Annotated in this window: 23 protein-coding genes; 17 read left to right on the top strand and 6 right to left on the bottom strand. The window is 59.8% G+C overall.

The window, feature by feature from the left end:
* Positions 1-7 precede the first annotated feature (7 nt).
* Positions 8-2,197, bottom strand: a complete 2,190-nt coding sequence (locus tag FRT59_RS10015) for a patatin-like phospholipase family protein (protein ID WP_153838121.1) — start codon at positions 2,195-2,197, stop codon at positions 8-10.
* Positions 2,198-2,280: 83 nt separating this feature from the next.
* Here FRT59_RS10015 and FRT59_RS10010 point away from each other — a divergent pair, with 83 nt between their 5' ends.
* Entirely contained in the window at positions 2,281-2,568 is a 288-nt protein-coding gene (locus FRT59_RS10010) for an Rdx family protein (RefSeq protein ID WP_034117110.1), read from the top strand.
* Between the two features lie 2 nt (positions 2,569-2,570).
* Here FRT59_RS10010 and FRT59_RS10005 read toward each other — a convergent pair whose 3' ends face one another.
* Together FRT59_RS10005 and FRT59_RS10000 are read right to left on the bottom strand one after the other, a co-directional pair.
* Positions 2,571-3,452 (bottom strand): DMT family transporter, encoded by an 882-nt coding sequence (locus FRT59_RS10005; RefSeq protein ID WP_034117109.1) that lies wholly within the window; start codon positions 3,450-3,452, stop codon positions 2,571-2,573.
* 99 nt (positions 3,453-3,551) lie between these two features.
* Entirely contained in the window at positions 3,552-4,301 is a 750-nt protein-coding gene (locus tag FRT59_RS10000; protein WP_153871085.1) for a helix-turn-helix transcriptional regulator, read from the bottom strand.
* Positions 4,302-4,438: 137 nt separating this feature from the next.
* On the opposite strand from FRT59_RS10000, the gene FRT59_RS09995 reads away from it, so the two are divergent.
* Positions 4,439-5,248 (top strand): UDP-2,3-diacylglucosamine diphosphatase, encoded by an 810-nt coding sequence (locus tag FRT59_RS09995; RefSeq protein ID WP_034117107.1) that lies wholly within the window; start codon positions 4,439-4,441, stop codon positions 5,246-5,248.
* Positions 5,249-5,377: 129 nt separating this feature from the next.
* On the opposite strand, the gene FRT59_RS09990 is transcribed toward FRT59_RS09995, so the two are convergent.
* The 3 genes from FRT59_RS09990 to phhA all read right to left on the bottom strand — a co-directional run bounded on the left by FRT59_RS09990 (position 5,378) and on the right by phhA (position 7,820).
* Positions 5,378-6,574: an amino acid aminotransferase gene (locus tag FRT59_RS09990; RefSeq protein ID WP_153871084.1), complete on the bottom strand. Its 1,197-nt coding sequence runs from the start codon at positions 6,572-6,574 to the stop codon at positions 5,378-5,380.
* Positions 6,574-6,930, bottom strand: coding sequence for a 4a-hydroxytetrahydrobiopterin dehydratase (locus FRT59_RS09985; RefSeq protein ID WP_003192995.1), 357 nt, complete (start codon positions 6,928-6,930; stop codon positions 6,574-6,576). The genes FRT59_RS09990 and FRT59_RS09985 overlap by 1 nt, the downstream gene beginning before the upstream one ends.
* Before the next feature lie 98 nt (positions 6,931-7,028).
* Positions 7,029-7,820: a phenylalanine 4-monooxygenase gene (phhA, locus tag FRT59_RS09980; protein ID WP_034117105.1), complete on the bottom strand. Its 792-nt coding sequence runs from the start codon at positions 7,818-7,820 to the stop codon at positions 7,029-7,031.
* 256 nt (positions 7,821-8,076) lie between these two features.
* On the opposite strand from phhA, the gene FRT59_RS09975 reads away from it, so the two are divergent.
* From FRT59_RS09975 to FRT59_RS09905, 15 genes are all read left to right on the top strand, one after another.
* Complete coding sequence (locus FRT59_RS09975; protein ID WP_034117104.1) at positions 8,077-9,639, top strand: sigma-54-dependent phenylalanine hydroxylase transcriptional regulator PhhR; 1,563 nt, start codon at positions 8,077-8,079, stop codon at positions 9,637-9,639.
* Between the two features lie 264 nt (positions 9,640-9,903).
* Positions 9,904-10,644 (top strand): flagellar basal body rod protein FlgF, encoded by a 741-nt coding sequence (locus tag FRT59_RS09970; RefSeq protein WP_034117103.1) that lies wholly within the window; start codon positions 9,904-9,906, stop codon positions 10,642-10,644.
* Between the two features lie 62 nt (positions 10,645-10,706).
* Complete coding sequence (flgG, locus tag FRT59_RS09965) at positions 10,707-11,492, top strand: flagellar basal-body rod protein FlgG (RefSeq protein ID WP_153838114.1); 786 nt, start codon at positions 10,707-10,709, stop codon at positions 11,490-11,492.
* A 51-nt stretch (positions 11,493-11,543) separates the two neighbouring features.
* Complete coding sequence (gene flgH, locus FRT59_RS09960; RefSeq protein WP_005790104.1) at positions 11,544-12,239, top strand: flagellar basal body L-ring protein FlgH; 696 nt, start codon at positions 11,544-11,546, stop codon at positions 12,237-12,239.
* A 27-nt stretch (positions 12,240-12,266) separates the two neighbouring features.
* Positions 12,267-13,355 carry a flagellar basal body P-ring protein FlgI gene (locus tag FRT59_RS09955; protein WP_161793246.1) on the top strand — a complete coding sequence of 363 codons (1,089 nt, stop codon included), beginning with the start codon at positions 12,267-12,269 and terminating at the stop codon, positions 13,353-13,355.
* A 4-nt stretch (positions 13,356-13,359) separates the two neighbouring features.
* Positions 13,360-14,625 (top strand): flagellar assembly peptidoglycan hydrolase FlgJ, encoded by a 1,266-nt coding sequence (gene flgJ / locus FRT59_RS09950; protein WP_153871083.1) that lies wholly within the window; start codon positions 13,360-13,362, stop codon positions 14,623-14,625.
* Between the two features lie 10 nt (positions 14,626-14,635).
* The gene (gene flgK / locus FRT59_RS09945; RefSeq protein ID WP_153871082.1) at positions 14,636-16,681 is read left to right on the top strand and encodes a flagellar hook-associated protein FlgK; all 2,046 of its coding nucleotides are present in this window, start codon (positions 14,636-14,638) and stop codon (positions 16,679-16,681) included.
* A gap of 14 nt (positions 16,682-16,695) precedes the next feature.
* On the top strand, positions 16,696-18,306 hold the full coding sequence (locus FRT59_RS09940) for a flagellar hook-associated protein 3 (protein WP_153871081.1): 1,611 nt from the start codon (positions 16,696-16,698) through the stop codon (positions 18,304-18,306).
* A gap of 277 nt (positions 18,307-18,583) precedes the next feature.
* Complete coding sequence (locus FRT59_RS09935) at positions 18,584-19,513, top strand: ketoacyl-ACP synthase III (protein ID WP_153838111.1); 930 nt, start codon at positions 18,584-18,586, stop codon at positions 19,511-19,513.
* Positions 19,514-19,778: 265 nt separating this feature from the next.
* Complete coding sequence (locus tag FRT59_RS09930) at positions 19,779-21,518, top strand: flagellin N-terminal helical domain-containing protein (RefSeq protein ID WP_153871080.1); 1,740 nt, start codon at positions 19,779-19,781, stop codon at positions 21,516-21,518.
* Positions 21,519-21,595: 77 nt separating this feature from the next.
* Positions 21,596-21,943 (top strand): flagellar protein FlaG, encoded by a 348-nt coding sequence (locus FRT59_RS09925; RefSeq protein ID WP_153871079.1) that lies wholly within the window; start codon positions 21,596-21,598, stop codon positions 21,941-21,943.
* 83 nt (positions 21,944-22,026) lie between these two features.
* Complete coding sequence (gene fliD, locus FRT59_RS09920) at positions 22,027-23,394, top strand: flagellar filament capping protein FliD (protein WP_153838108.1); 1,368 nt, start codon at positions 22,027-22,029, stop codon at positions 23,392-23,394.
* A 128-nt stretch (positions 23,395-23,522) separates the two neighbouring features.
* Positions 23,523-23,912, top strand: coding sequence for a flagellar export chaperone FliS (gene fliS / locus FRT59_RS09915; protein WP_153871078.1), 390 nt, complete (start codon positions 23,523-23,525; stop codon positions 23,910-23,912).
* A 25-nt stretch (positions 23,913-23,937) separates the two neighbouring features.
* Positions 23,938-24,234: a flagellar protein FliT gene (fliT, locus tag FRT59_RS09910; protein ID WP_153871077.1), complete on the top strand. Its 297-nt coding sequence runs from the start codon at positions 23,938-23,940 to the stop codon at positions 24,232-24,234.
* A gap of 169 nt (positions 24,235-24,403) precedes the next feature.
* Complete coding sequence (locus FRT59_RS09905) at positions 24,404-25,876, top strand: sigma-54 dependent transcriptional regulator (RefSeq protein WP_034117089.1); 1,473 nt, start codon at positions 24,404-24,406, stop codon at positions 25,874-25,876.
* Positions 25,877-25,889 lie beyond the last annotated feature (13 nt).

Here is a 25,889-nt window from a genome sequence, read left to right as displayed (position 1 = left end):
CAGAGATCTAAAAGGTCTGGCCCAGGTTCAGGTACACCGCCTTCTGATTATCATCATTGAACCCATAGCTGAAATTCAGCGGCCCCAGTGGCGTATCAAACCCGAGGAAAATACTCGCCGCATTGATATAGCCGCTATCGAACTCATTGTCGTTGTTCCACGCCCGGCCCCGTTCCAGTGACGCACCTAGGTACAACGGGAAATCCAGCGGCAGGTAAGAGCGCGGGGTCAGTCGCCGGAAGTACACCGCGCGCATCAGGCTGACGTTCTGCCCTGAAATAGCATCCTGGCGAAAGCCTGACAATTGCCGCGCCCCACCCAGCAGGAAGCTGGAAATCACCACATCCGAATTATCCAGGGTGCGTCCGTAACGACCGCCCAGTATCAGTGTGTCCGGGCCGTGGCTCATGGCCTTGTCCAGCTTGAACTCCCATTGACGGTAGCGCTGGTCCGAGCCAAGCCCCGGTTCGAATTCACGGTAGGCCAGGCCGATGTCCTCGCCGCTGTGGGGGAAGTACACGTTGTCCAAGGAATCGAAGGAGTATTTGAGTTCATAGAAGCCTTCGCTGAAACTCACGCTCGGCAGGTCGCGCTCGCCGATACGCACGTCGGCCTTGCCCCAGGCTTCACCAACGCCGAAGCGGATCTCGCCGCTGTTGCCGATCTGTCGGCCCACGTTCAAGCCGAAACCATAGCGTTCCAGGCGGTATTCGGAGATGGGGTCGTTGTCAAGGATCAGTTCAACGTTCTGCGCCTCAGCTCTGATATAGGGCGCGACAAAGTAACGCGAGCCGGTGTCCATCGGTTGGTAGAACTCGCTGTACAGCTCTTGCCGATCACCGATCTGCACCCGTGTCAGCCATTCTGCGCCGAGGCGGTTGATACCGTTCACGCGATAGCTGGCGCCGAGGTTGAAGGCGCTGTCACCGCGCATATCGTCCGACAGGTTCAAGCCCAGACGCAGGTAATCGGTGCCGCTGCGCTTGCCGCGCGCACTGATCACCAGGGTGTTTTCCTTGCCCTTTTTGACCACGCGGTATTGCACCTGCTCGAAGTAGTCCAGTCCGTACAGCGTGCCCATGTCCGATTGCAGGCGGCCCAGGTTCAGCGGTTCTCCCAGCCCCTGGCGGATGTAATAGCGGATCACGTCGTCGCTGACTTTGGAGTCATTCTCCACCCTGATCGCGGTGATCACCGGGGTGCGCTCGCCCGGCGTGCGTGCGGCCACCAATTCGGGGTCGATGGGCTCGGCAGGCCGCAGGTGCGCCAGGCGTACATCAAGGGCGCGGGTAGCGCGATAGCCCGCATCGATCATGTCCTTGGCGCGGCCGAAGTCCGTCACGCCATAGGCGGCCAGAGGCGGCTGGATCAGTACGTCCTTGGGGTTCAGGGCCTTGAGTTGTTCCTCGGAATTGCGCCGGGTCATCAAAGTGATGGACTGGTTAAGCACGTCCACCACGGTCGCCAGTTGCTTGCGCGAACGCAGCGGGGTGCCGATGTCGACCACGATAGCGATGTCGACGCCCATTTCTCGCGCTACATCGAGCGGGATATTGTCGGTCATGCCGCCGTCCACCAGCAGGCGACCATCGATTTCCACCGGGGCGAACACCGCGGGGATCGACATGCTCGCGCGTATCACCTGGGGCAAGTGGCCCTTGCTGAACACAACCTTTTCGCCAGTGGTAATGTCGGTGGCCACGGCGCGGAACGGGATCGGCAGCTTGTCGAAGTTACGGGTGTTGCTGCTATGGGCAAACATGCTTTCCAGCAACAGGGCCAGGTTCTGGCCCTGGATCACGCCCAGCGGCAGGCCGAGGCTGCCGTCGTCGCGGAAACTGAGTTTCTGCTTGACCAGGAAATCCCGGTCATCCTGTTTGCGTCGAAACGGCACGTCTTCGCGTGGTGGTGCGTCCGAGAGGGCCTGCTGCCAGTCGATACCCAGCGCCAGCTTCTCCAACTCGTCGATCTTGTAGCCCGACGCGTACAGCCCGCCAATCACCGCGCCCATGCTGGTACCGGCAATCGCATCAATATGGATGCCCTGTTCCTCAAGCGCCTTGAGTACGCCGATATGTGCCAGGCCGCGGGCGGCACCACCAGACAGCACCAAGCCGATCTTGGGGCGTGGCGTTTCTACGGCGTCGGCGAGAAGGGGGATCAGGCACAGGAACAGGCAGGACAACAGGCGGCGCATCATCGATCTCAAGGCTGGGCGATAAAGGCCGCTATTATAGCCACTCGATCCGCCGAGCCCGTTACGCCAGGAGCCGCTAAATTATGTCCGCAAGCAAACCCGAGATTGTTATCACCTATTGCACCCAGTGTCAGTGGCTGCTGCGCGCCGCGTGGCTGGCCCAGGAGTTGCTCAGTACATTTGCCGATGACCTGGGGCGCGTGGCGCTGGAACCGGCCACCGGCGGCGCCTTTCGCATCACCTGTAATGGCGTGCAGATTTGGGAGCGCAAGGTGGATGGCGGCTTCCCGGAAGCCAAAGTACTCAAGCAACGGGTGCGCGACCAGATCGACCCGCAGCGTGACCTGGGGCATAACGATCGTACATCTTGAGGTCAGACCGGCGTGGGCTGTTTGGCCTGGCTGGCGCTGCCCATCAGGCCGGAGAGCACGATGGCGACGATGATCAAGGCGCCGCCCAGCAGCATGCGCAAGGTCGGGGTTTCGGCAAACAGCAGCCAAGCCACGGTGATGCCGTAGACCGGTTCCATGGCAAATACCACTGAGGCGGTGCGCGCCTTGATCACCGCGAGGCTGGCGACAAACAGGCTATGGGCCAGACCCGTACAGAACACACCCAGCAGCCCGATCCACAGCCAGTCAATCCCACGCACATCTGCCAGCCCCGGCGCGGCCACGGGCAGCAGGCAGGCCGCGACCACGATGTTCTGGCACAGCGCCGCCTGTACCGCTGGAATGCGTCCGGCACTGGCGCGATTGTTCAGCGACAACAAGGAGAACAACAGCCCCGAGGCGATGCCCCACAGCAGGCCGCTTGTGGCCTCGCTGGCGAGGTTGAAGTCTGGGGTGACCAGCACCAGGCCAACGGTGACCAGAGCCACCAGCAGCACTTCATTGGCGCGAATGCGCTCGCGGAAGATCAGCCCTTCGAGGATCACAGTAAAGGCCGGGAAGGCGGTGAACCCCAGGGTCGCCACGGCCACACCGGCGACCTTGACGGCAATGAAGAACGTCACCCAATGCGCTGCCAGCAAGACACCGCTGACCAGCAGGCGGCGCCAGTCGCGCAGCTCCAGCTTTTTCCACGGCGCATTGCTGGCAAAGCGGGCAAATACCGCCAGGGCAAGCACGGCAAACGCGGCGCGCCCAAACACGATGATGGCAGGGGAGGCGGCGGCCAGCTTGCCGAATACGCCGGTGAGGCCAAACATCAATGCGCCGATATGCAGGGCGCCAAGGGCTGAGCGGGGAGTCATTGTGATCCTTGAACCAACGGGAGTGACAGCCTCGCAGTCTAGAGGGTTGGTTCACGGGCGTCTGTCGCCGGCCTCGCGTTTTTTAGCGCGGGGCTCTTGTCAGTTCGCCCGACGCAGGGCATTGGGCGAGGCGCCAAACTCGCGCAGCATGGCGGCACTGAATGCGCTTTGTGAGGCGTAGCCGACACGTTCGGCAATCTCCCCAATGGCCAGCGGTGTTCCGCGCAAAAGCCCCAGCGCCATGTGCAAGCGACGACTGCGTAGATAATCCATCGGTGTTTGCCCGCATTCCGCCATGAAGCGTGCATGCAGGCGCGCCACGGAAAGCCCGGCAATCCGCGCAAGGTCAGCCACCTGCAACGGGTGCGCAGCATGGCGCTCGATATGCGCATTGAATGCCGCATAAGGCAGGCGTCGGCCTGGCAGCGGTTGGGCCTGGGGATAATTGAGGCTGGCCAGCAACAGCACCGCCCCTTGCTGGACGATCAGCGGGTCGTCCACTGGGCTGTGCGCCAGCCACTGCACCAGTTGGCTTTGCCGCGGATCCAGCACCAGGCGTGCCGGTTGGTCGAGCAAGCGGCGGCTGGCATCGGCATGCTCGCCCAAGGATTGCAGCACCCAATGCTCGGTCGGCACATCCAGCACCAGGCAGCGGCTGCCATCGCGGCTGCCGCAGGCGTGGTGGGTTGAGAAGGGCAGTACCATTACGCTGCTCTCGCGCACCTGGCTGCCACGGCCATCGACTTCCAGGTCCAGGTGCCCGGACAGGCCGAACACCAACTGCGCATGGTCATGGCTGTGGGCGATGGGCGCTTCGAGGTAGTGGCGTAGCGTGAGGGTCGGGCTCATCGCGGTCTCCAGGGCTGCAGGCCGCCAGTCTACAACGCTTCGCGGGCAACGGGCGCTGTCATCAGACTGACGCACAGCTGTCATGGGCTATTAATCGCCAAGGCGCAAGCTCGCGAAAACAGCGTCGAGGGATGCCCATGACCCGTGCCGAGTTCACCAAGCCCAGCCGCAAGCAAAGAGTGCGTACCCTGTGGATTTCCGATGTGCACCTGGGCACCCGGGATTGCCAGGCCGAGCACTTGTCACAGTTTCTCAAGGGCTACCATGCCGATAAGGTCTACCTGGTGGGCGACATTATCGACGGCTGGAAAATGCGCGGCGGCATGTATTGGCCACAGGCCCACACCAACGTGATCCGTCGCCTGCTGACCATGGCCAAACGCGGCACCGAAGTCATTTATGTCACCGGCAACCATGATGAGTTTTTAAGGCGCTATTCCAAGCTGATCCTGGGCAATATCCAGTTGGTCGACGAGGCGGTGCATGTGACCGCCGATGGTCGGCATTTGTTGGTGATCCATGGCGACCAGTTCGATGTGATTACCCGCTATCACCGTTGGCTGGCATTCCTCGGCGACTCGGCCTACGAATTCACCCTCACGCTTAACCGCTGGCTCAATCATTGGCGTGCGCGCTATGGCTACGGCTACTGGTCACTGTCGGCGTACCTGAAGCACAAGGTGAAAACCGCCGTGAGCTTTATCAGCGATTTCGAAGAAGCGATCGCCCACGAAGTCACCAAGCGTGAACTGCATGGGGTGGTCTGCGGGCATATTCACCATGCCGAGATTCGCAAGGTGGGCGAGGTGGATTACCTCAATTGCGGGGATTGGGTGGAATCGTGCACGGCGCTGATCGAGCACTGGGATGGGAAGATCGAGCTGTATCGGTTGGCGGATGCGCAGGCCAGGGAGGCGCAGCTCAAGGCCGAGATGGTCGCGGGCTAGCAGTCTGGCTGGATCCAAATGTGGGAGCGGGCTTGCTCGCGAATGCAGAGTGTCAGCCACCTAATACATTGACTGATACACCGCATTCGCGAGCAAGCCCGCTCCCACATTTAGTGCCGGCTTCGTCAGTTAGTCGTGGGATACATCGGCAATAGCCTCGGCAAGTAATGCGAGCCGCGTCGCATCAACCCCGGCCACGTTAGCCCGCCCCGAATTGACCATATACACACTGTGCTTCTCGCGCAGTTGCTTGACCTGCTCGGCACTCAAACCGGTATAGGAAAACATCCCACGCTGCGCGCCGATATGTGCAAACTTCTCGGCCAAGCCATGGGGTGCCAAGGCTTCCACCAACCCGGAACGCAAGTGTGCGATCCGTGAACGCATGGCCTCGACTTCGCCGCTCCACAGCGCTTTCAGTTCGGTATCACCGAGAATGGTCGCCACCACGGCGGCCCCATGATCCGGCGGCGTCGACCAAAGGTTGCGAGCGATATTCGCCAATTGGCTGCGCACATCGGTGAGCTTTTCGGCATCCGCGGTACACACGATCAACGCGCCAACCCGGTCGCGATACAAACCGAAGTTCTTCGAGCAGGAACTGGTGACCAGCACCTCCGGCAACTCGGCTGCAAACAATCGCACCGCCCAGGCGTCCTGCTCCAGGCCATCGCCAAAGCCTTGGTAGGCAAAGTCGATCAACGGCAGCAACTGGCGCTCTCGCACGACCTGCAATACCTGGCGCCAGTCATCCTGGGACAGGTCGAAGCCGGTCGGGTTATGGCAGCAGGCATGCAGCAGCACCACGTCACCCTTGGGGACGGTGGACAGGGTTGCCAGCATCGCCGCTACATCCAGGCGATTGTCGCTGCCCACGTAAGGGTAGTGACTGACCTTCAGCCCTGCCTTGGCGAAGATGGTTTCGTGGATAGGCCAGGTTGGATTGCTCAGCCACACGCCACGGCCGGGCAGGCTCTGGGCGATAAAGTCGGCGCTCAGGCGCAGGGCGCCGGTGCCACCTGGGGTTTGCGTGGCGCCGGCACGACGGTCGCGAAGCAAGGCCGAGTCGGCACCGAGCACCAGTTGGCTGATCAACGTGCCGAAGGCTGCGTCGCCATGGCCGCCGATGTAAGTCTTGGTCACCTGGGTATCGACCAGGCGCTGTTCCGCCAGCTTCACCGAGTGGGGGATCGGCGTCAGGCCCTGGTCATCTTTATAGACGCCCACGCCCAGGTCGAACTTGTTCGGGTTGGTGTCCTGGGCATACAGGTCCATCAGCCCGAGGATCGGGTCGCCGGGCACGCGGCCAATGGCATCGAAATGCATTACTTGCGGCCCTCGGCGGTCTTGGCCACTTCGTCGGTGCGTGCGGCCATGATGAAGTCATTACGGTGCAGGCCCTTGATGGAGTGGCTCCACCAGGTCACGGTGACTTTGCCCCACTCGGTGAGCAGGCCAGGGTGATGGCCTTCGGCTTCGGAGATTTCACCCATGGCGTTGGTGAAGGCCAGGGCGAACTTGAAGTTCTTGAACAGGAAAACCTTTTCCAATTGCATTACGCCGTCGCGCACTTCGATGTTCCAGTCAGGGATCTGCTTGATCAGCACCGGCAGTTCTTCATCGCTGACTTGCGGGGCATCGGCGCGGCAGGCTTCGCAGTGGGCTTGGTTCAAGGTGGTCATGGAAGGTGTCCTGAATTCGAATGTTTGAAGGTCAGTGGCGTTACCCTAAAGCAACGCGGGGCCAGGGAACAGACTCACCTGGCCTTAAAACGTAAGGTTCATGCAGCCTTGGGCTTCGGAGGGAAGAGCGGTGCGTGCAGCCCCAGTTCCATACCGCGCTCGACCATGCCCATGATGTCTTCCTGCGCCACGTCGAACAGGCGCTTGAGCTCGGGCAATACGAAGTAAAGCGGTTGCAGGATGTCGATGCGATACGGGGTGCGCATCGCTTCCAGCGGGTCGAAGGCTTGGTGTTTTGGCTCATCCGACAGGCAATACACGCTTTCTTTGGGCGACGACAGGATGCCGCCACCGTAGATGCGCCGCCCTTCGGGCGTGTCTACCAGGCCGAACTCGATGGTCATCCAGTACAGGCGCGCCAGGTACACCCGTTGCTCCTTGGTGGCCGCGAGGCCGAGCTTGCCATAGGTGTGGGTGAATTCGGCGAACCACGGGTTGGTCAGCAGTGGGCAGTGACCAAAAATCTCATGGAAAATATCCGGTTCTTGCAGGTAATCCAGTTCTTCACGGGTACGAATAAACGTCGCCACCGGAAACTGCTTGCTGGCGAGCAATTCAAAAAAAGTCTGGAAGGGGATCAGGGCCGGTACGCGGGCCACTTGCCAGCCGGTGGTTTCGGCCAGCACCTTGTTGATTTCGCCCAACTGGGGGATGCGATCCAGGGGCAGGCCGAGCTTGTCGATGCCGTCCAGGTATTCCTGGCAGGCGCGGCCCTCAATCACTTTGAGTTGACGAGTGATAAGGGTATTCCACACCGCGTGTTCTTCCGGCGGGTAGTGGATAAAACCTTGCGCATCGGGCTCGCGGGCCACGTAGTGCGTCTGCTTCATACGGCTCTCCTGCTAGGCATTCGTTCTTGTTATGTCCTGCGATGCCACTATTCATAACCCGATGTGCGCAGGATTCCATCCACCTGCAACTCAGGTATGTAGGAAAAATTACCGATAATCGTAAAGTATTCGTTACGGATGCATGACTAATCCCGACTGTGGGCTGGGAAAAGCCTACAACCTGTCACATAATCTTGACGACTATCTGCGCCCAACGGCAAAAAAGACGCGGCGCCTCTACTTTTCGAGCCTCTTCATGCGTATCAAAGTGCACTGCCAGAACCGCATCGGCATCCTGCGGGACATCCTCAACCTGTTGGTGGAGTACGGCGTCAACGTCGCCAAGGGTGAGGTCGGCGGCGAGCATGGCAATGCCATCTACCTGTTCTGCCCAAACCTGGTGAACATGCAGTTCCAGGCGCTGCGCCCGCAGTTCGAGGCGATTGCCGGAGTGTTCGGCGTCAAGCGGGTCGGGCTGATGCCCAGCGAGCGGCGGCATATGGAGCTCAATGCGCTGCTCGGCGCCCTGGAGTTTCCGGTGCTGTCCATCGACATGGGCGGCTCTATCGTGGCCGCCAACCGCGCGGCGGCGCAGTTGCTCGGCGTGCGGGTGGATGAGGTGCCGGGAATCCCGCTGTCGCGCTACGCCGAGGATTTCGACTTGCCGGAACTGGTACGCGCCAGCAAGTCGCGGATCAATGGCCTGAGGGTCAAGGTCAAGGGTGACGTATTTCTGGCGGACATCGCGCCGTTGCAATCCTCTGAACACGATGACAGTGAAGCCATGGCTGGAGCCGTGCTCACCCTGCACCGTGCCGACCGCGTCGGCGAGCGTATCTATAACGTGCGCAAGCAAGAGCTGCGCGGTTTCGACAGTATTTTCCAAAGCTCCAAAGTCATGGCCGCCGTGGTCCGTGAAGCGCGGCGCATGGCACCGCTGGATGCGCCTCTATTAATAGAAGGCGAAACCGGCACCGGCAAAGAGTTGCTGGCCCGTGCCTGCCACTTGGCCAGCCCACGCGGGCAATCACCGCTGATGGCGCTCAACTGCGCAGGCCTGCCTGAGTCGATGGCCGAGACTGAACTGTTCGGCTACGGCCCTGGGGCTTTTGAAGGCGCACGTGCAGAAGGCAAGCTCGGGCTGTTGGAGTTGACCGCGGGCGGCACGTTGTTTCTCGATGGCGTGGGGGAAATGAGCGCACGCTTGCAGGTCAAACTGCTGCGCTTTCTGCAGGACGGCTGCTTTCGCCGGGTTGGTAGTGATGAAGAGGTATACCTGGATGTGCGGGTGATCTGTGCGACACAGGTGGACTTGTCTGAGCTGTGCGCCCGCGGCGAATTCCGCCAGGACCTCTATCACCGCCTGAATGTGCTGTCGTTGCATATCCCGCCGTTGCGCGAATGCCTGGATGGGTTGGCGCCGTTGGTTGAACATTTCCTCGATCAAGCCAGCCGGCAGATAGGTTGCCCGCTGCCCAAGCTGGCACCGGCCGCGATGGATCGCCTCAGCCACTACCACTGGCCGGGCAACGTGCGGCAGTTGGAAAACGTGTTGTTCCAGGCGGTGTCGTTGTGTGAAGGCGGGACGGTCAAGGTTGAACATATTCGTCTGCCGGATTACGGCGTGCGCCAGCCCCTCGGTGATTTTTCGCTGGAGGGCGGGTTAGAGGAGATTGTTGGACGGTTCGAGAAGGCCGTGCTGGAAGCCTTGTATGCCGAGCACCCGAGCAGTCGTCAGTTGGGCAAGCGCCTGCGGGTTTCGCACACGACCATCGCCAACAAGTTGCGCGACCACGAAATCCTCAAGACCGATAAATAATTCGCTGACACTACGCGGTCAAAAAATGTGGGAGGGGCCTTGCTCCCACATTTGATCTTCGTCGTTTTCCAGGTCGGTGATTGCCGCCGGCGGCAGTAGTCCGCCGTTTTTTCGACTCGCTCTCACTCCTGAAATCTTCGCACCTCGCCGCAACCCCCCGTAGCGCCTGGGCTTTACCCTCTTTTCAAAAGTTGGTTCGCAAATTGCTTAAGCCTCATCAGTACAGCGGTGGGCGGCAAGCGTCCGTCAGAAAGAGGAAAGAGCGTGGACAAGTACCTTTATGTGGCAATGACCGGCGCCAGCCAGAATGCACTGGCGCAGAAGGCCCATGCCAACAACCTGGCGAACATTTCCACCAACGGTTTCCAACGTGACCTGGAGCAGGCGCGTTCGATGCCGGTGTTCGGTGACAGCTTTCCGGCGCGGGCGTTTGCCATGACCGAACGGCCGGCGACTGACTTTTCCCCCGGTGCCATGATCGAAACCGGCCGTGACCTGGATGTGGCGGTCAGCGGCGACGGCTGGATGGCCGTGCAGACCCCCGATGGCGGCGAAGCCTACGTGCGCAGCGCCAGCATGAATGTAGACGCGCTGGGTGTGCTGCGCGCCGGCAACGGCATGCCGATCATGGGCAACGGTGGGCCGATTGCCGTGCCGCCGCAGCAGAAAATCGAAGTGGGTTCGGACGGCACCATCAGCATCCGCGCCATGGGCGAGGGCCCGCGTGTGATGGCGGAAGTCGACCGTATCAAAATGGTCCAGCCCGACCTCAAGAACATGACCAAGGGCCTGGACGGCACCATCCACACCAAGGATGGCCAGCCGGCCCAGGCCGACGCAAACGTCACCCTGACCTCGGGTTTCCTGCAGGCGAGCAACGTCAATGCCGTGGAAGAAATGACTGCGGTACTGGCGCTGGCCAAGCAGTTCGAGCTGCACATCAAGATGATGAACAGCGCTAAAGAAGACGACCAGGCCATGACTCGCGTCATGCAGATGAGCTGATCCAAGCCCATTAACTAATTTGCAACGTAGCGCCCATCAAGCGGCGCACGAAGGAGAACAGCATGCTTCCGGCTCTATGGGTTGCCAAGACAGGCCTGTCCGCCCAGGACACCAACCTGACCACCATTTCCAACAACCTGGCGAACGTCTCGACCACGGGCTTCAAACGTGATCGCGCCGAGTTCCAGGACTTGCTCTACCAGATCAAGAAGCAGCCAGGCGCCCAGTCGACCCAGGACAGCGAATTGCCATCGGGCCTGCAACTGGGTACCGGTGTGCAGATCGTTGGCACGCAGAAGAACTTCAGTGCCGGTAACCTGCAGCAGACCGGCCAGCCGCTGGACATGGCCATCAACGGCCGCGGTTTCTTCCAGATCCTGCAACCGGACGGCACCACGTCCTATACCCGTGACGGTACTTTCCACCTGGACTCCAATGGCCAGATCGTGACCGCCAATGGTTTCGCCCTGGAGCCCGCGGTGGTTGTTCCGCCTGATGCCAAGACCTTCACCGTCGGCAACGACGGCACCGTGTCCATCACCGTGGCCGGCAACCCGGCGTCGCAAGTGATCGGTAACCTGCAAACCGCCGACTTCATCAACCCGGCCGGCCTGCAGGCCATGGGCAACAACCTGTTCCTGGAAACCGCCTCCAGCGGCGCGCCGCAAATCGGCACCCCGGGCCTGAACGGTTTCGGCACCACCCTGCAAAGCACCCTGGAAACCTCCAACGTCAGCACCGTTGAGGAGATGGTCAACATGATCACCACCCAGCGCGCCTACGAGATGAACTCCAAGGTGATTTCCACCGCCGACCAGATGCTTTCGTTCGTAACGCAGAATCTGTAATCAAGTCTGAGGCGCTCTTGAAGGCGCCTGCAACACCATGAGGTAAGGGTCATGAATCGCTATGTTTCTGTTTTGGCACTGAGTGGGATCGCCGTGCTCGCGGGCTGTGTCGCCCCGACGCCGAAGCCCAATGACCCGTACTACGCGCCGGTATTGCCACGCACGCCGTTGCCGGCGGCGGCCAACAATGGCTCGATCTACCAGGCCGGTTTCGAACAGAACCTGTACAGCGACCGCAAGGCGTTCCGGGTCGGTGACATCATCACCATCACCCTCAACGAGAAGACCCAGGCCAGCAAGAACGCCAACTCGCAGATCGGCAAGAACAGCAAGACCAGCATCGGCCTGACCTCGTTGTTCGGCGGTGGCCTCAATACCAACAACCCTCTGGGTGGCGGGGATCTGAGCCTGGACGCCGGCTACAGCGGCGACCGTGCCACCAACGGCAAGAGTGCGGCGGGGCAGGGCAACAGCCTGACCGGTTCGATCACCGTGACCGTGGCCGACGTGTTGCCCAACGGCATCATCGCCATTCGCGGTGAAAAGTGGATGACCCTCAACACCGGCGACGAGCTGGTGCGCATTGCCGGCATGGTCCGTGCCGATGATATTTCCACCGACAACACCGTGCCTTCGACACGCATTGCCGACGCACGCATCACCTATTCAGGTACGGGTTCGTTTGCCGATGCCAGTCAGCCGGGCTGGTTCGACCGTTTCTTCCTTAGCCCGCTGTTCCCTTTCTAGGTGGCCACTTTGAACTTCAAACAGCTGATGGCGACGGCACTCTTGCTGGCCTTAAGCGCTGTGGCCCAGGCCGAACGCCTGAAGGACATCGCCAGTATTTCCGGCGTGCGCTCCAACCAGTTGATCGGCTATGGCCTGGTGGTGGGGCTCAATGGCACGGGTGACCAGACCACCCAGACGCCGTTCACCCTGCAGACCTTCAATAACATGCTCTCGCAGTTCGGCATCAAGGTGCCGCCAGGCTCGGGTAACGTCCAGTTGAAGAACGTCGCCGCCGTGTCGATCAGCGCCGATTTGCCGCCGTTCGCCAAGCCGGGCCAGGTGGTGGATATCACCGTTTCATCCATGGGTAACTCCAAAAGCCTGCGCGGTGGCACCTTGCTGATGACGCCGCTCAAAGGTATCGACGGCAACGTCTATGCCATCGCCCAGGGCAACCTGGTGGTGGGCGGTTTTGACGCTGAAGGCCGCGACGGTTCGAAGATCACCGTCAACGTGCCATCGGCCGGGCGCATCCCTGGTGGTGCCTCGGTTGAACGCACCGTGCCGAGCGGCTTCAACCAGGGCAACAGCCTGACCCTGAACCTCAACCGCTCCGACTTCACCACCGCCAAGCGCGTAGTCGACAAGATCAACGACATGCTTGGCCCAGGCGTGGCCCAGGCCATCGACGGCGGCTCGATCCGCGTCACCGCACCGTTGGACCCAAGCCAGCGCGTGGACTACCTGTCGATCCTGGAAAACCTTGAGGTCGACCCGGGCCAGGCGGTGGCAAAAGTCATCATCAACTCGCGTACCGGCACCATCGTGATCGGCCAGAACGTCAAGGTCTCGCCGGCAGCGGTGACCCACGGCAGCCTGACGGTGACCATCACCGAAGACCCGATTGTCAGCCAGCCAGGCCCGCTGTCCAACGGCCAGACCGCCGTGGTCCCGCGCTCGCGGGTCAATGCCCAGCAAGAAGCCAAGCCGATGTTCAAGTTCGGCCCCGGCACCACCCTGGACGAGATTGTCCGCGCGGTGAACCAGGTGGGCGCAGCGCCCGGCGACTTGATGGCGATCCTCGAAGCTTTGAAACAGGCCGGCGCTTTGCAAGCCGACCTGATCGTGATCTGAGGCCATGGCCATGGATATGCGCAAGAGCGGCATCAGCAGCACGGCGGACTCGGGGTCTTACTCCGACTTGAACCGGCTTAACCAGCTCAAGGTCGGCGCCGACAAAAACAGCGACGCCAATATGCGCAAGGTGGCGCAGGAGTTCGAGTCGCTGTTCTTGAACGAGATGCTCAAGTCCATGCGCTCGGCCACCGACGCTCTGGGCAAGGACAACCCGCTGAACACGCCGGCGGCCAAGCAATACCAGGAAATGTACGACCAGCAACTGGCGGTCTCGATGTCCCGCGAAGGCGGCGGTATCGGCCTGGCCGACGTGCTGATGCGCCAGATGCAGAAGAACAAGCCGGTGGAGGCCCAGGCCGCCACCTTGCAAGGCCCGGCGGCGGACGTGCCGTTGAAGAAGGTCGATGTGCCGACCGAAATTGCTGCGGGTACCCAGGCCGAAGGTCCGTTGGGCCGCTCCAACGGCCAGCGCCCATTGTGGGCTTACCGCGTGGCGGTCCCTGAAGGCGCCAGCGCGCACACCAACGACATGGAACTGATGAACCAGCGCCGTATCGCCTTGCCGAGCAAGCTGACTGACCGCTTGCTCGCCGGCATCGTGCCGAGTAACCAGGTGGTCGCTGAAGCCAAAAGCGCCCCCCTGCGCAACAGCGCCGCTGACGATAACGTGATCAACAGCACCGCCCGCAGCTTTGCCGTACCGAGCGGGCGCATGCAGGTCTATGGCCGCGCCATTGCCCAACCACCGCTGGCACCGGCGAAGAAAGCCTTCAGCTCCCAGGATGAATTCGTCGCCACCATGCTGCCGATGGCCAAGGCGGCCGCCGCGCGTATCGGTATCGACCCCAAGTACCTGGTGGCCCAGGCCGCGCTGGAAACCGGCTGGGGCAAATCGGTGATGCGCGCCGAGGATGGCAGCAGCAGTCACAACCTGTTCGGCATCAAGGCCGGCCAGAGTTGGCAGGGCGGCCAGGCCCGGGCGATCACCAGCGAGTTTCGCGACGGCGCGATGGTCAAGGAAACGGCGCAGTTCCGTTCCTACAGCTCCTACCAGGACAGCTTCCACGACCTCGTGACATTGCTGCAAAGCCATGATCGCTATAAAGAAGTTGTGAAATCAGCCGACAACCCGGAACAGTTTGTACGCGAGTTGCAAAAAGCCGGTTATGCAACCGACCCGGATTACGCCAGCAAGATTTCGCAGATTGCAAAAAACATGAACAGTTACCAGAACTACGCTGCCGCTGGCGCAACCACACATTTATAAGGTCTGAACCATGAGTTTGCTCAGTATCGGGATGTCAGGGCTCAACGCCGCTCAAGGATCGCTGTCGGTCTTGAGTAATAACATCGCCAACGTTAATACCCCAGGGTACTCACGTCAGCAGACCACGCAAAATGCCAGCGCGTCGAATCCCTTCGGCGGTGTGTTCATCGGCACCGGCACCACCCTGGCCGATGTACGCCGGGTGTACAACGAATACCTCGACACTGCCTACCAGAACAGCACGGCATTGAATAACGATGCCAAGGCGTACCTGGACCAGGTGAGCGCGGTCGACAAGGTGCTGTCAGACAAGACCACCGGTTTGTCCTCGGTGCTCAGTTCGTTCTTCGCCACCCTGCAGACCGCGGCGTCCAACCCCAGTGACCTGTCGGCCCGCCAACTGCTGGTGACCAACGCCCAGACCCTGAGCAGCCGTTTCAACTCGATTTCGACACAGTTGACCCAGCAGAAAGAAACCATCAACAACCAACTGAGCAGCATGAGTGAGCAGGTCAATCAATTGACCGCCTCGATTGCCTCGCTCAACAAGCAGATCTCCCAGGTGCAGGGCGCGTCGGGTAATGCGCCGGCCAACCTGCTGGACTCGCGTAACGAGGCCGTGCGCTCGCTCAATGAACTGATCGGGGTGACAGCCACCGAGAAAAACGGCCAGTTCAGCGTGACCACCGGCAGCGGCCAGTCCCTGGTAGAGGGCGGGATTTCCAACACGATTTCCGCGGTGCCGAGCAAAACCGATAACAGCCAGTACACCATCCAGTTGAACATGAACGGCACCACCATGGACCTGGGCGGCGTGATCAGTGGCGGCAGCATCGGTGGCCTGTTGCGTTATCGCAGTGATGCCTTGATGCCGGCCATCAACGACCTGGGGCGCATCGCCATCGCCACGGCGGACACCATCAATAGTCAACTGGGCCAAGGCCTGGACCTCAATGGTGACTTCGGCGTTTCGTTGTTCAAAGACATCAACAGTGCCGCCGCCATTGCGTCGCGCAGCCAGGGCGCATCGGGCAACAGCGCCGGGGCAGGCAACCTGAATGTGACGATCAAGGACAGCAGCAAGTTGTCCACGTTCGACTACACCGTGACCTTCAACGACAAGACCGACCCCAACAAGGTCACCGTGTTGCGCTCGGACGGCAAGGCCATGGGCACCTTTGATATGTCCGCCACGCCGCCGCCGACGATGGATGGCTTTACCCTGGCACTGGATGGCAAGGGCACGATGGCCTATGGCGACAGCTTCAAGGTCAGCCCGACCGCCACCGGAGCCAGCGGGATTGGCGTGGCACTCACCGATGCAAACAAGCTGGCCTTTGCCGGCGCGTTGGCGGGTACCAGCAGCAAGACCAACAGCGGCACGGGCACGTTTACCCAACCGTCCTTGACGGTACCGCTGGATATTAACGGTGGCGCCGACACCGCCCAGTTGCGCGCCGGCATTGAAAACTCGATGCCGGTGAAAATGGTCTTTGGCAAACCGGCCGCCGACGGCACGCAGTCCTATACGATCAGCGACGCCAAGGGCAACCCGATCAGCACCGGCTCGATTATTCCGGGGCAGGGCAACAAAATCACCGTGGACGTGCCGATGCGCGACGCCAGCGGTGCAGCGATCCCCGGCAAGAGCTTCAAGTTCGACACCACCGTCAATGGTTCTCCAGCTGACGGCGACAGCACCACCTTCGCCTTCAACAGCGGCGGCAAGTCCGACGGCCGCAACGCCCAGGAACTGCTGAACCTGCAAACCAAGGCGACCGTCGGCATGGGCGACGGTAACGGCGGCACCAGCCTGGTGGGGGCCAATAGCAAACTGGTCTCGCAAGTGGGGGCCAAGGCCAGCCAGGCCGGGGTCGACACCGCCGCCACCGGCGCCTTGCTGAGCGCCAACAAGGAAGCGCGTAACTCGGTATCCGGGGTCAACCTGGATGATGAAGCGGGCGACATGATCAAGTTCCAGCAGTACTACACCGCGTCGTCGCAGATCATCAAGGCTGCGCAGGAAACCTTCACCACACTGATGAATGCTCTTTAAAGGAGGCTGGGACGATGCGTATTTCTACACAGCAGTATTTCGAGACCAGCTCTGCCAAGTACCAGAGCAACTATTCCAGCGTAGTGAAAGCCCAGGACCAGGCGACCACCGGCATACGCGTGCAAACCGCCGCGGATGATCCGGTAGCGGCGGCGCGGTTGTTGATGCTGCAACAGCAGAAAGACATGCTGGGGCAGTTCAATGGCAATATCGACACCCTGAAAAACTCGCTGACCACCCAGGACGGCGTGCTGGCCAATATCAATATCGCGATTCAGCGGGCCAGTGAGCTGGCGCTGAAGGCGGGTAACGTCGGCATCAGTGACGCTGACCGTAAGTCGACTGCCGCGGAGATCGGCGCCATTGAAGACCAGGTCCTGGGCCTGCTCAATACCAAGGACGCCAGCGGTAATTACATGTTCTCCGGGAGCAAGACCGACACGCCTCCCTACTCCCGTAACAACGATGGCACCTACAGCTACCAGGGTGACGACACGCCGTTGAGCCTGAAGGTGGCAGAGAACCTGTCGGTAGCCATGGGCAATACCGCAAAAAGCATGCTTGAAAGCTCGGCAAATACTGGTCGTACGCAAACGGCGCCGATCCTCGTGCCGCCCGCGGTCGATGATGGAAAGGTCACGCTATCTGCCGGTCTGATTGGGGCCAACACCAGCTATAACAGCAGTTTTTCGGACGGCCAGCCGTATAAGCTGACGTTCACCAGCAGCACTCAATATGTTGTTACGGACAATGCTGGCAAAGACATTACCTCGGAGATTCCGGGCAATGGCACTTTCGACGCCACCAAGGAAGGCGCATCGACTGTCAGTCTGCGCGGGGTCAAGTTCGACATTGGCTTGAACCTGGGTAAAGACGCACTGGGCAAAGACATATTGCCTGGCGCGCCATCGGACGCCATTGTCAAGGATCGGGAATTCAGCCTGTCGGTCAAGCCAGACACCTTCAGCGTGTCGCGCACCCCGAGTAATCCGTCCACTGCACAGCTCAGTGGCGGCACGGTGAGCGACCCGGCGGCATACGCCAGCACGTTTCCCAACTCCGGTGTCATCGTCAAGTTTGGTGCGGCCGGCGCCTACGACCTGTATGCGCAGCCTTACACGGCAGACAGCAAATCCATCGGCAGCGGCACCCTGGCAGCCGGCGCAACCACGATCACGGCGGCAGGTGTGACGTTTGATGTCACCACTGCACCGGCGCCGGCAGCCGGCGACCAGTTCTCGATCGGTGCTACCAGCAATAAGAACGAGAACGTCCTCGACACCCTGAGCCATTTGCGCAAAATCCTGGAAACGCCGTCGGACGGTAACCCCGCAGCGCAGAAGGAGCTCAAGGATGTGGTGGCCAAGTCCATTGGCAATTTGACCAATGCCTACGGCCAGATCGACCAGGCGCGTGGTTCCCTGGGGGCGCGCCTCAATAGTCTCGACATTCAGTCCAAGGAAAACGTCAGCCTGGACCTGGCCAATACCACGACCATGAATGCCTTGGGTAATGTTGACTTCGCCGAAGCCGCCATCAACCTGAGCTTGCAGCAAACCATGCTGCAAGCGTCGCAACTGGCCTTTGTGAAAATCTCGCAGTTGAGCCTGTTCAACAAGATGTAAACCGCGTTTCGTCAAGCGGCCCACTCTGGAAACAGGGCGGGCCGTTGTCGTTTATGGGGTTAAATTGTTGAAAGGTTTTGCACAAAGCGCGCAAAATTGAGTGACCTGTGAGTCATAAAGCGCATCTTCACTGTATCGTGTGAAAAGGATAAGTCGCCCACAGGTCTTTATCAGGCGGCTTTCAGCGAAATTTTTATGGGGTTATCCCCTTTATTGTCAGCACCCCCCGGCTTAGCCCGCGGGGTGTTCTCCAGCTATTTAGTATTGGGAAGCCACAATGATTGGCATAAAAAGCATCGCCAGTTACGTGCCGGCAGACGGGATCGATAACTACGCCCAGGGCGCCAAATTCGCCAAGGATGAAGAGTTCATCATCGGCAAGATCGGTTCGGCGTTTCTGCCACGCAAGGAAGCGGCACAGGAGACCTCCGACCTGTGTGTCGAAGCGGTCAACGCTTTGTTTGCCAACAACCCGGAGTTGAAGCGCGAGTCCATCGATGCGCTGATTGTCGTCACCCAGAACGGTGATGAAGAAGGCTTGCCTCACACTGCAGCCATCGTCCAGGACAAACTGGGCCTGCCCACCCACGTTGCAGCCTTCGATATCTCCCTGGGCTGCTCCGGCTACGTCTATGGCATCTACGCGATGAAGGGCTTCATGGAAGCCGCCGGCCTGAAAAACGGCCTGCTGATCACCGCTGACCCGTATTCGAAGATCGTTGATCCGGAAGACCGCAACACCACCATGCTGTTTGGCGATGCCGCCACCGCCACCTGGATGGGCGAAGACGCGCCGTGGTTGCTGGGCAAGTCCAAGTTCGGCACCGACGGTTCCGGCGCGCCGCACCTGAAGGTCAGCGACGGCGTGTTCTTCATGAACGGCCGCCAGGTCTTCAACTTCGCCTTGCTCAAAGTGCCTGCGCACTTGCACGAGCTGCTCGCCGAGTCGGACCTCAAAGCCGATGACATCGATGCGTTCTGCATTCACCAGGGCAGCGCGGCCATCGTCGATGCCGTGGCGCGCCGTTTCGAAGATGCGCCGGTAGACAAGTTCATCAAGGACATGGTCGAGACCGGCAACACCGTGTCGTCGAGCATTCCGTTGCTGCTGGAAAAGCACGTGATGGACGCTACCTGGAAGCGCGTGGCAATCAGCGGTTTTGGCGTGGGCCTGTCGTGGGGCTCGGCGATTCTTTATCGCCCGTGATGTTTTAGCCGCTGCATAAAAAAACGCCGATGATCGAACGATCATCGGCGTTTTTTTATTGGCGCCAGAAAAGCCAATGAAACCGGGGTTTTGTGCCTGTGTAAGCCTTTGAAATGCAAGGGGTGGCACGGGGCTACTAAAAAAAATCAAAAAAATCCTCAAGCAACCGGCTACCACGACGATAACTATTACGTAGGTTCTCTAGGCCACACCCGGCGGTCGCCAGGGCCGGAAGCCGCAGTATCCAACCAACGAGGATTTCGTCATGGCATTATCAGTAAACACCAACATCACCTCCCTGGGTGTCCAGAAGAACCTGAACAAAGCTTCCGACGCTCTGAGCCAGTCGATGAACCGTCTGTCCTCCGGCCTGAAAATCAACAGCGCCAAAGACGACGCTGCCGGCATGCAGATCGCCAACCGTCTGAACAACCAGGTCAAAGGCCTGAACGTTGCCATCGCCAACGCCAACAACGGTGTCTCGATCGCCCAGACCGCTGAAGGCGCGATGCAAGAATCCACCAACACCTTGCAGCGTCTGCGTGAACTCGCCCTGCAAGCGTCCAACGGTGATAAAAGCGACGCTGACCGTGTGTCCCTGCAGCAAGAATTCACCGCTAAAGTGGGCGAGCTGAACCGTATCGCCAGCACCACCACCTTCGGTGGTCGTAACCTGCTGGACGGCTCTTTCAGCAACGTAGCCTTCCAGATCGGCGCCAACGCCAACGAGACTATCTCGTTCGGTATGACCGATATCAGCTCGACTGCGCTGAAGGGTAACTACAAAGAAGCCAGCGTTAACAGCACTGCATTGACCGGTCTGGCCGCTACTACTACTGGCTCGGTACTCACTGATAAAGCCACTACCACGGGCTCCGCTGCTGTCGGCGCAACTGTGGATACTGACACCATAAAAATTAATGGTACAACAATCAGCTTCGGTAACGTCGCTGCTACTGATTTGGGCGTTGCCGCAGTTGCGGCTATCAACAAAGAGACAGCTACCACCGGTGTAACTGCCAGTGCGGATGCTGCTGGCGTCCTGACGCTGACTTCTAACAAAGCTATCAACCTTGGAGCTGGTGATGTTGCCGCTGCGGTCGTTGGTCCACCTGCCGTAGCCGCCAAAACTGATGGCTTGGCCAATCTCAAACTCACTGCTAATGCTAACATTGCCACCACCAGCAATTTGACCGCTGACGGTTCGATCACTGTGAACGGTGCTGCAGTAACTTGGGCCAAAAATGACACCATGGCGAGCGTTCTCACCAAGCTCACCGTTGCTGCTGGCGGTGCTGCTAATGGTGCTTCCGCTACCTTCTCCGATGGTCGTCTCAAGCTGACCTCGGGTAACGGTGCAGACATTAAGCTGGCTAACACTAATAGCGGTTCACTGTCGCAACTGGGCCTGTCTGCCGGTACCACCCAAGCCAAATTGACCGAAGATACCTCTATTTCCGTCAACGGCGTAGAAGTCAAGTTCAAGAAAGGCGACACCTCTGACGCAGTTGTAGCTTCGATCAACAGCGCCAGCACCGGTGTACAGGCCAGCAAAAACGCTGACGGTACTCTTAACCTGTTCGCAGACAAAGACATCACCATCAAAGACGGCAGCGCTGGTACTGGTCTGAAAGCCTTGGGCCTGACAACTGTTGCTAGTGCCGGCACCAAAACCGCCGTCACTATGGAAACCAGCGTTTCCGACCTGAACATCCTGACTGCCGCTGCTTCGCAGCAGGCTACCCAGGCTCTGGACGATGCCATGCAGCAGATCGACAGCCAGCGTTCGCAGCTGGGTGCCGTACAAAACCGCTTCGCCAGCACCGTGGCCAACCTGCAGAGCATTTCGCAGAACTCCTCCGCTGCCAAAGGCCGCGTAGAAGATGCTGACTTTGCTTCTGAGGCGGCCGAGCTGACCAAGCAACAAACCCTGCAACAGGCCTCCACTGCGATCCTGTCCCAGGCCAACCAGCTGCCATCCGCTGTACTGAAGCTGCTTCAGTAATATCGGCTAGCGGTTAAATAACGGGAGGGTGCGTTTAACGACGTGCCCTTCCGTTTTTTCAGTTTGGAGGTGATGACATGGACATGAGCATCAAGCTGAACCCGTCTTACCCCCCAGGCACGGCCCAGGCCAGCGTTGGCGCAGTGGTGACCCAGGCCACGCCTGCGGCCAGCAGTGAGCCGGTCAAGTCTGAGGAGCCCCAGCGCGCGGCGCTGGAAAAGGCCGTCACCGATATGCGTGAATTTGTGCAGGCTTCACAGCGCAACCTGGATTTTTCCATCGATGACTCCACCGGCAAAGTGGTCGTCAAGGTGATCGCCACCGACAGTGGTGAAGTGATTCGACAGATACCATCGGAGGCAGCGCTGAAGTTGGCGCAGAATCTGAGCGATGCCAGCAGCCTGTTGTTTGATAGCAAGGCTTGAGTTGGCACGAAACATGTTTCTGATTGCGGACAGTGCGCACAAGCGCCAAAAAAACGGCCGCTGCAGGACAAGGAGAATAGCAAATGGCTAGTTCAACGATTTCCGGCCCAGGTTCGGGCTACGACACGCAAGCTATCGTCAAGGCGTTGGTGGGGGCCGAGCAAGCGCCCAAACAACAGCAGATCACCAACGAGCAAAAAACGGCCACCGTCCAATTGTCGGCAGTTGGTTCGATCAAGACGGCGCTGGAAGCCTACCAGGCGGCGATCACCAAGTTGAATAACCCCTCCGCGTTCAACGGGCTGGCGGCGACTTCCTCGGAAGAGAAAAACGCCAAAGTCACGTTGGGTGATGGTGCATCCAGCGGCAAATACCTGTTGAAGATCGCTAACCTGGCGACCGCTTCGAAAGTCACCACGGCGGTGAATGTTGATGGCGCATCGGGCAAGGCCAACAGCACGGACGAAGACCAGACGCTGACCATCAATCAGTCGGGCAAAAGCTACGACGTGGTGATCCCAGGTGGCGCAACCTTGCAACAGGTGCGCGAGTCGATCAACACCCAGCTTTCCTCACAGGGTATCAGTGCCAACGTATTGAGCGACTCCACTGGCGCGCGTCTGGTATTGACCTCGACGAATATGGGCGAAGGCACCGACATCACCCTCAGCGGCGATTCGCAACTGGCTACCGGGTATGACAAGGGCAAGGCGCCGACCAATGCCAAGTACTCCATCGATGGCATTGAAATGTCCTCCACTAGCAATAAGATCACTTCGGCGATCAGTGGTGTGACTCTGGACCTGTTGGATACCGTTGACATCACCAAGCCGACCACGATTACCGTGGCCAGCAACACTGACACGTTGAAAACCTCGGTACAGTCCTTCGTCAGTGCGTACAACACGCTGATGACCGCCATCAATACCCAGACCAAAGTTACTGCAACCGGTGACGCGTCGACCACCACCGCAGGTGCCTTGACCGGTGATGCATCGATGCGCCAACTGGTGAACAGCCTGCGCTCCGAACTGGTCAACGGCTCAGGCGCGGGTTCCATGACCAGTCTGGCACAGATGGGCATCACCACCGATCAGAAGACCGGTCTGCTGAGCCTGGACGACAAGACGTGGGACAAGGCTGTGGTCAAGGGCGCAGGCGATATTGCCAAGCTGTTCACCGGCGACACTGGCTTGATCACGCGCATGAACAAGGCGACCAAGAGCTACGTGGGTACCACGGGCACCCTCGCGACCCGAGCCACCGACCTCAACAACAAGCTGACCGACTTGACCAAAGAGACGGCCGATCTGACGCGGCGCATGGATGCATTGCAAAAATCCCTGACGGCCAAGTACACGGCGATGGACACCATGATCGCGCAGATCAACTCCAGTAGCTCCAGCATCATGACCACCCTCAACTCGCTGAACAATCCGAAGTCGAACTGATGGACGGAGCGCTCACAGGCCCTGCGTCAGGGCCTTGGCGCAGGGTTCTGGATTAAAGTTTTTATCGCCACAGTCGACAAACTGGTTAAGCAAACCTATTCGATTGTCGCCAGTAACGAGGTAGCAACATGAACCCGATGAGAGCCCTCCGCCAGTACCAGAAGGTCAGTTCCCATGCTCAGGTCTCCGAAGCCAGCCCGCACCGCTTGGTGCAGATGCTGATGGAGGGTGGCCTTGATCGCATGGCGCAGGCCAAGGGCGCCTTAGCCCGTGGGGATATTGCCCAGAAAGGGCTAATGCTGGGCAAGGCGATTGAAATCATTTCCGGCCTGCGCGACGGCCTGGAGCCGGAAAAGGCCGAGGACCCGGCGGCAGTGCAACGGTTGGACGCCTTGTATGAATACATGAGCAATCGTTTGGTCGAGGCCAACCAGGTGAACGATGTCGAAATGATCGACGAAGTCGCCCGCCTGCTGATCACCGTCAAGACCGGCTGGGATGCCATCGCTCCACAATAAGGCCGATTGCCTCGAGGTACACATCATGAGCCACGCACTGCAACGCATCGACGAAACCCGCGAAGCCCTTCTCGGCGCGCTGGCGGATCGCAATTGGGAAGCTGTCGGCGAGTTGGACCTGGGTTGCCGCGCGGTGATTGATGAGGTGCTCAGCGAAGCGCCGGTGGATGAGGGCGCATTGCGCGAGAAGCTGGAGAGCCTGTTGGTGGTTTATCAACAATTGCTGGAGGTGACGACCGGCGAACGCCAGGCGATTTTCGAAGAGATGTCGCAGATCAACCAAGCTAAAAATGCGTCAAAGGTTTACCATCTGTTCGGCTGAATGGGCTCAGTTGGTCCGAACGGTGCGTCATATATTTGACTGTGCCAGCATTTTTGACTTAACTAGTGCTGTTTTCAGATTTCAGACGTCTAGTAAGTAAGAAATCTTACAGACGTCTTGATTGCTCTCATTCCGGGGCAGGAAGTTTTACTAGGGAAGTTGCTATTGCATGTGGCGTGAAACCAAAATTCTGCTGATCGATGACGATAGCGTCCGCCGCCGTGATTTGGCGGTGATTTTAAATTTTCTCGGTGAAGAAAATTTGCCCTGCGGCAGCCACGATTGGCAGCAGGCGGTCAGCTCGTTGGCGTCGAGCCGTGAAGTCATTTGTGTGTTGATCGGGACGGTAAACGCTCCTGGTGCAGTTCTGGGCCTGTTAAAGACACTGTCGACCTGGGATGAGTTCCTTCCGGTGTTGCTGATGGGCGATATTTCTTCTGTGGACCTGCCAGAAGACCAGCGCCGCCGCGTGCTTTCCAATTTGGAAATGCCGCCCAGCTACAGCAAATTGCTCGACTCCCTGCACCGCGCCCAGGTCTATCGCGAGATGTACGACCAGGCCCGCGAGCGCGGCCGTCACCGTGAACCCAACCTGTTTCGCAGCCTCGTCGGCACCAGCCGGGCGATCCAGCACGTGCGCCAGATGATGCAGCAAGTGGCCGACACCGACGCCAGCGTGTTGATCCTCGGCGAATCGGGCACCGGCAAGGAAGTGGTCGCACGTAACCTGCATTACCACTCCAAGCGTCGCGACGGGCCATTCGTGCCGGTCAACTGCGGGGCGATCCCGGCAGAGTTGCTCGAAAGCGAATTGTTCGGCCACGAGAAGGGCGCCTTTACCGGGGCGATCACCAGCCGGGCCGGGCGTTTCGAGCTGGCCAATGGCGGCACCCTGTTCCTTGACGAAATCGGCGATATGCCGCTGCCGATGCAGGTCAAGCTGCTGCGCGTGCTGCAGGAGCGCACCTTCGAGCGCGTGGGCAGCAACAAGACCCAGAGCGTCGACGTGCGCATCATTGCCGCGACCCACAAGAACCTCGAAAGCATGATCGAGGTCGGCAGCTTCCGCGAAGACCTGTACTACCGCCTCAACGTATTCCCCATCGAGATGGCCCCGCTGCGTGAGCGCGTGGAAGACATCCCGTTGCTGATGAATGAACTGATCTCGCGCATGGAGCACGAGAAACGCGGTTCGATTCGCTTCAACTCCGCTGCGATCATGTCGCTGTGCCGCCACGGCTGGCCGGGCAACGTCCGCGAGCTGGCCAACCTGGTGGAGCGTATGGCGATCATGCACCCGTACGGTGTGATCGGCGTGGTCGAGTTGCCGAAGAAATTCCGCTACGTCGACGATGAAGACGAGCAACTGGACAGCCTGCGCAGTGACATGGAAGAGCGCGTGGCCATCAACGGCCATACTCCAGACTTCGGCGCCACCGCCATGTTGCCGCCCGAAGGCCTGGACCTGAAAGACTACCTCGGCAACCTGGAACAAGGGCTGATCCAACAAGCCCTGGACGACGCCCATGGCATCGTCGCCCGCGCCGCCGAGCGCCTGCGTATCCGCCGAACCACCCTGGTGGAGAAGATGCGCAAGTACGGTATGAGCCGCAAAGAAGGTGATGAACAGGCGGAGGATTGACGCCTGTTTTTCA

The sequence above is a fragment of the Pseudomonas haemolytica genome (assembly GCF_009659625.1).
Lineage (GTDB): Bacteria > Pseudomonadota > Gammaproteobacteria > Pseudomonadales > Pseudomonadaceae > Aquipseudomonas > Aquipseudomonas haemolytica.
The sequence above is the reverse complement of the archived record's forward strand: the minus strand, read 5'-3'. Positions and strand labels throughout refer to the sequence as shown.